At 67.8% G+C, this 4,675-nt stretch carries 3 protein-coding genes; all 3 read right to left on the bottom strand.

Annotated features, from left to right (window positions below):
- Positions 1-45: 45 nt before the first annotated feature.
- Positions 46-1,113, bottom strand: coding sequence for an anthranilate phosphoribosyltransferase (gene trpD, locus VIR62_RS15700; RefSeq protein WP_431872816.1), 1,068 nt, complete (start codon positions 1,111-1,113; stop codon positions 46-48).
- Positions 1,114-1,587: 474 nt separating this feature from the next.
- On the bottom strand, positions 1,588-2,838 hold the full coding sequence (locus tag VIR62_RS15695) for a M24 family metallopeptidase (RefSeq protein ID WP_431872815.1): 1,251 nt from the start codon (positions 2,836-2,838) through the stop codon (positions 1,588-1,590).
- 73 nt (positions 2,839-2,911) lie between these two features.
- The coding region (locus tag VIR62_RS15690; protein WP_431872813.1) for an ABC-F family ATP-binding cassette domain-containing protein at positions 2,912-4,675 on the bottom strand (1,764 nt) is incomplete at its 5' end.

Genomic DNA, 4,675 nt, shown 5'->3' with positions numbered 1-4,675 from the left:
ACCGCGACATCGATCCGCTTGCGGGCAACAATCTCGCCCAGCACGTCAACCATGGGTCGCATCGACGAACGCGGTGAGCTGCTTGTAGGCCGCGCCGGATGCGATCGCCTGGAGGGCGAGATCCGCCCCTTCCTTCAGGCTTTCGGCGACACCCGCCGTCATCAGCAGCGCGCCCGCGTTGAGCGCGACGACATGGGCCTCCGCCGGGAAGGCGTAGCCCATGAGCAGCATCTTCAACCGCTCGGCATTCTCCTCCGGCCCACCGCCCTTCAGCGTGCTCACCGGCGCCCGCATGAGCCCGGCTTCCTCGGGCACGATGATCATCGGCTCCAGACGCCCGTCTATGAGGCGCACCGCGTGGGTCTCGCCGTGGAGGGCGATCTCGTCGAGCCCGGCACCGTGGACCACCAGCGCCCGCTCCACGCCGAGCGCCGCCAGGGTCCGGGCCACCGGCTCGAGAAGCCGCGGATCGGCGACGCCGAGGAGTTGCACGCCGGGCTCGGCCGGGTTCACGCAGGGGCCGAGCACGTTCATGATCGTCCTGACCTTCAGCGCCCGCCGCACCGGCCCGGCATGGCGAAGCCCCGGATGGTAGCGGGGCGCGAACAGGAAGCAGACGCCGGTTTCGTCCAGCGCCTTTCGCGACACCTCCGCCGGCACGTCGAGCTTCGCGCCCAGCTGCTCCAGTACATCGGCCGATCCGCAGCGCGACGTGACCGAGCGGTTGCCGTGCTTCGCCACCGGCAGTCCCGCCGCCGCCGCGACGAAGGCGACCGCGGTCGAGACGTTGATCGAACCGGAGCCGTCCCCGCCCGTGCCGCAGGTGTCGGCGAAGAGATAGTCCGGCCGTTCGAACGGCGCGTCGAAGGCGCGCAGCGCCCGCGCGGCGCCAATCAGCTCGTCGGTGGTCTCGCCCTTGAGGCGAAGCGCGACCAGCATGGCGGCGATGGCGGGCTCGGAAAGCCGACCCTCGACAAGCTCGGTGAAGAGGCTTTCGGCCCCTGCCTGGGTCAGCGATTCCCCGGCGTAAAGCCGGACGAGTGCGGCCTCGACCGCGTCCTCCTGGGTGGCTTCGGGGGCGACGAGTTCTGCAAGATTGTTGTTCATGAACATGGCGATGGTTCCTGGTGAAAGCGCAATAAAAAAGCCCGCCGGGCGGCGGGCTGATCGGGTGGAAAACGGGACTTCTAGAGAGTCGTCGTCACCATCGATGCAGGCGTGCCGCCACGGAATCGCAATTCCGCCACCAGAGCCAAGCCTGCGAATGACCCGCGCACGACGCCACGCCCGCCGAAGCGGCGGCAGGGGTCGAAAGGGGCGCGCGATTGGTCATTGCCCTATAAACTCTCGAAAGCCGAGCTCCGCGTCAAGCCTGTTTCTCGAGCCGGTTGATAGACTAAAAATTCGCAGCGGCTTGAGCTGGCTGAATATAGCCGAGCCCGACAACGACAGCCGCGTAAAGAAATGCTCCGACGCGAAGATCGTTCGAGTAGCCGCGCCTGAGAAGAAACCAAAAGAAGGCGCCAGGCACGACTAGAATGCCTGTTAGGAGCAATGGACTGAGGTATCGCGACGCTTCGGCGGACATCACCCGAACGGCTTGTCCAGCGACGGCGGCGGTTCGGAGAAATATTTCGGTCCGGCCTCGGTCATGTAGAAGCAGTCTTCCAGCCGGACGCCGAACTGGCCTGGAATGTAGATTCCGGGCTCGTTGGAGAAGCACATGCCTGGCGCCAGCTTCGTCGTTTCACCCCGGACCAGATTGACCGGCTCATGCCCGTCGAGGCCGATGCCGTGGCCGGTGCGGTGGGAGAGGCCGGGTAGCTTGTAGTCGGGGCCGTAGCCCAGCGATTCGTAATAGGCGCGCACCGCATCGTCGACGCTGCCACAGGTGGCGCCGAGCTTCGCCGCCTCGAAGGCGATCTGCTGGCCTTTGTGCATCTGGTTCCAGACCTCCCGCTGCCGCGACGTCGGCTCGCCAAAGACAAAGGTGCGGGATATGTCGGACTGATAGCCGTGGATGTTGCAGCCGCAGTCCATCAGCACGACTTCGCCGTCCCTCACCTCCTGCGGCTGACCGGAGCCGTGCGGATAGGCGCTGGCCTCGCCGAGCAGGATCAGCGCGAACTCGGGATTGCCGCCGAGTGCCGTCGTCGCCTCGTTCATGATCGCGCCGATGTCGGAGGGCGTCATACCGCGCTCGATGCGGGGATGGGTGTGGCGATAGGCGGCGATGGTGACGTCGCTCGCGAGCTGCATCAGCGCGATCTCGGCCGGCGACTTGATCATCCGGCAGCCGCGCACCACCGGCGCGCCGGAACGGACGTCCACGCCCGGCATCGCCTTCTGGAGCCCGTCGATCGCGAAATAACGCACCGTCTCCTCGACACCGACCGGGCCCGCGAGCTTCCTCTTGCCGAGCCAGCCGGCGACCAGCTTCAGCGGATCCTCATGCTCGTTCCAGGTCAGCACCTCGGCCGGTACGCCCAGGCTCTCGCGCACGGACGGCTCCTCGAAGAAGGGCGTGACGACGGCGATCTCGCCCTCGACCGGGAGCACGGCCGCCGTCAGCCGCTCGCTTCGTCCCCATTGCACCCCGGTGAAATAAACGAGGCTCGCCCCTGGCTCGATCAGCAACGCCGACAGCCCGGACTCGCGCATCAGCCGCTGCGCCCTGGCGATCCGCGCCTGCCGTTCCGCCGCACTGATCGGCTCCGCGCTGCCTGTTATCGATTTGATCCCGCTCGGGGGAGGCGCCGCCACCGCCGGGCCCACGGCACCGGCCACCGCGGCCGCTCCAGCCAGTCCAAAGAACGCGCGGCGATCGACGAAGGTCATGGAAGGCTCCTCTGGTGCGGGAAGCATCTCCTTCCACGCCCGATGCCCAACCGCAATAGTCGCGAAACCGCACTCAGGCGGCGACGCTCCATTCCTCCAGCGCTTCCTCGGCGGCGAGCCACTGGGCTTCGGCGGCATCGAGCCGCCTTTCGGTATCGGCGCGCAGCTTCATCAGCTCGGTCATGGTCATCGCGCCATATTCCGCCCCCGCCGACGCGGGATCGAACATCGCCCGGTCGATCGCGCTTCGCCGGGCCGTTAGCGCCGCCACCTCGGCCTCCACCTTCTTCACCTGCTTGCGCAAGGCCTGGCTGCGCTCGCGCGCCTCGGCGGCGGCGCGGCGCTCGTCCTTGCGGTTGGCACGCGGCGCGACCGGCGCCGACCCCTGGCCGCCGCGTCCCAGGACCATGTCAGTATAGTCGTCGAGCGTTCCGCCGAACTCCCGCGCCGTGCCCTCGTCCACCAGCACCAGCCGGTCGGCGGTCAGCTCCAGCATGTGCCGGTCGTGGCTGACGACGACGACGGCGCCGCCATAATCATTGAGCGCCTGGACGAGAGCCTCGCGCGCATCGACGTCGAGATGGTTGGTAGGCTCGTCGAGGATCAGCATGTGGGGCGCGTCGCGGGTGATGAGGGCGAGCGCGAGCCGGGCCCGCTCGCCGCCGGACATTTTGCCGACCTTCCGCGTCGCCATCTCACCGGAAAAGCCGAACCGCCCGAGCTGTGCCCGCACCGCCGCCGGCTTCGCGTCCGGCATCAGCCGGCTCATATGCTCGAGCGGCGTATCTTCCGGGTCGAGCTCCTCGACCTGATATTGGGTGAAATAGCCGACCCGCATCTTGCCCGCGGTGGCGATAGAGCCCTCCATCGCCGGCAGCTGCGCCGCGAGCAGCCGCGCTAGCGTGGTCTTGCCGTTGCCGTTGCGGCCCAGCAGCGCCACCCGGTCGTCGGGATCGAGCCGAAGGTTGATCCGCGCCAGCACCGGCTTGCCGGGCTCGTAGCCGACCGCCGCCATGTCGAGCGTCACCAGCGGCGGCTTCAATTCGGTCGGGCTGGGAAAATCGAAACGGAGCGTCGGATCCTCGGCCATTGCCGCGATCGGCTGCAGCTTGGCGAGCGCCTTCATGCGGCTTTGCGCCTGCTTCGCCTTGCTCGCCTTGGCGCGCCAGCGGTCGACGAAGGCCTGCAATTTCTGCCGCTCGGCCGCCTGCTTCTCGCGTGCCGATTCGATCTGCGCCAGCCGCTCCGCCCGCTGCCGTTCGAAGGCATCGTAGCCGCCGGCGTAAAGGGTGGTCTTGCCGCGCTCCAGGTGGAGGATGTGGTCGACGACGTTGTTCAACAGGTCGCGCTCGTGGCTGATCACCAGCATTGTCGAGGGATAGGATTTAAGAAAGGATTCGAGCCAAAGCGTCGCTTCGAGGTCGAGGTGGTTCGACGGCTCGTCGAGCAGCAGGAGGTCGGGCTCGGAGAACAACAAGGCCGCCAGCGCGACCCGCATCCGCCAGCCGCCCGAATAGCTGTCGAGCGGGCGGTGCTGCGCCGCTTCGTCGAAGCCCAGGCCGACCAGGATACGCGCCGCCTTGGCCGGGGCCGCATGCGCCTCGATCGTGTTCAACCGCTCGTGGATTTCGCCGATTCGGTGCGGATCATGGCGCCCCTCCGCTTCGGTCATCAGCGCCGCGCGCTCGGTATCGGCGGCGAGCACCGTTTCGAACGGGCTGTCGGCCCCGGCCGGCGCCTCCTGCGCGATATAGCCGATTCGCGTGCCGCGCGGCATGCCGACGGCGCCGCCGTCCGCCTCGCCTAGCCCGGCGACGATCCGCATCAGGGTCGACTT

The organism is Allosphingosinicella sp. (genome assembly GCF_036570505.1).
Lineage (GTDB): Bacteria > Pseudomonadota > Alphaproteobacteria > Sphingomonadales > Sphingomonadaceae > Allosphingosinicella.
The sequence above is the reverse complement of the archived record's forward strand: the minus strand, read 5'-3'. Positions and strand labels throughout refer to the sequence as shown.

What these genes read in the sequence shown, in the direction of transcription:
- trpD (WP_431872816.1), bottom strand. Translation starts at nt 1,113, where the DNA reads ATGTTCATGAACAACAATCTTGCAGAACTCGTCGCCCCCGAAGCCACC.
- VIR62_RS15695 (WP_431872815.1), bottom strand. Translation starts at nt 2,838, where the DNA reads ATGACCTTCGTCGATCGCCGCGCGTTCTTTGGACTGGCTGGAGCGGCC.